The sequence below is a fragment of the Dactylosporangium sp. NPDC000244 genome (assembly GCF_040300725.1).
Classification (GTDB): Bacteria; Actinomycetota; Actinomycetes; order Mycobacteriales; family Micromonosporaceae; genus Dactylosporangium.
Genome location: NZ_JBEPEH010000120.1, coordinates 1 through 1,356, shown reverse-complemented (window position 1 = coordinate 1,356; position 1,356 = coordinate 1). Strand labels below are relative to the sequence as shown.

The window sequence follows — 1,356 nt, the reverse complement described above, 5'->3', positions numbered from 1 at the left end:
TTCTCGCCGCGGATGGGCCGGCCGAGCGTGCCGATGGAGACCTACCTGCGGTTGATGTTCCTCAAGCATCGCTACCAGCTGGGCTATGAGTCGCTGTGTGCTGAGGTGTCCGACTCGATCTCGTGGCGGCGGTTCTGCCGGATCGACATCGACGGCCGGGTGCCGCACCCGACGACGCTGATGAAGATCACCACCCGGTGCGGGGAACAAGCGGTGGCCGCGCTCAACGAGGAACTCCTCGCCACGGCGGTCGAGGCCAGGGTGGTGAAGACGGGAAAAGTCCGCGCCGACACCACCGTGGTGTCAGCGAACGTGCAGTACCCGACCGACTCCGGTCTCCTCGCGAGGGCAGTGGTGAAGATCGGCCGGCTGGTGACGCGGATCAAGACCGTCGGCGCGGCACCCCGCACGACGTTCCGCGACCGTAGTCGCGCCGCCGCCCGGCGGGTCCGGGCGATCGCGTTGAGCCTGCACCTGCGCGGTGCGGCAGCCCGCGAGGAGGCCCACCGCACCGTCACCCGGATCACCGGCGAACTGGCCGGTCTGCTCGACCAGACCGCCGCTGAAGCCTCGGCAGTGCTGCGCAACGCCCGCCGGGCGGTGCCCCGCACGACCGGACGGGCCCGGGGCCGGCTGCACCGGGCCGTCAACGAACTCGACACGCTCCTCACCCGGGCAGCGCAGGTGGTCGCCCAGACCCGCACCCGCCTCGACGGCGGCAAACCGGACTCGGCCACCCGCCTCATCAGCCTCCACGACCCCCAGGCCAGACCGATCCGCAAAGGACGCATCGACCGGCCCGTCGAGTTCGGCTACAAAGCCCAGGTCCTCGACAACACCGACGGCATCGTCCTGGACCACACCGTCGAACTCGGCAACCCGGCCGACGCCCCGCAACTGGAACCGGCGATCCGCCGCATCCACCACCGCACCGGCCGAGTCCCTCGAGCCGTCGCCGCTGACCGCGGCTACGGCGAAGCCGCCGTCGAAACCCGGCTCCACGACCTGGGCGTCCACACCGTCGCGATCCCCCGCAAAGGCACCACCGGCGCCACCCGCCGCCAGCACGAGCAAGAGCCGGCGTTCCGGAAACTCGTCACATGGCGAACCGGCTGCGAAGGCCGCATCAGTCACCTCAAGCACCGCTACGGCTGGAACCGGACCCGGCTCACCACTCTGACCGGCGCCCGAATCTGGTGCGGACACGGCATCTTCGCCCACAACCTCACCAAAATCACCCGCCTGGCCGCCGCCCAGGCCGCATGACCCACCCTCACAGACCCAGCGGCCAACTGCTGCCCACGGGCCAGCCGTGGGCAGCGCAGCCACATCTACTTTTTCAGGTCGAAGTAGCTA

General features: G+C 70.0%; 1 protein-coding gene. It reads left to right on the top strand.

The features are described 5' to 3' along the window. A partial coding sequence (locus ABT369_RS57800) for an ISNCY family transposase (RefSeq protein WP_350627275.1) occupies positions 1-1,266 on the top strand: 1,266 nt, incomplete at its 5' end. Between the last annotated feature and the right edge of the window lie 90 nt (positions 1,267-1,356).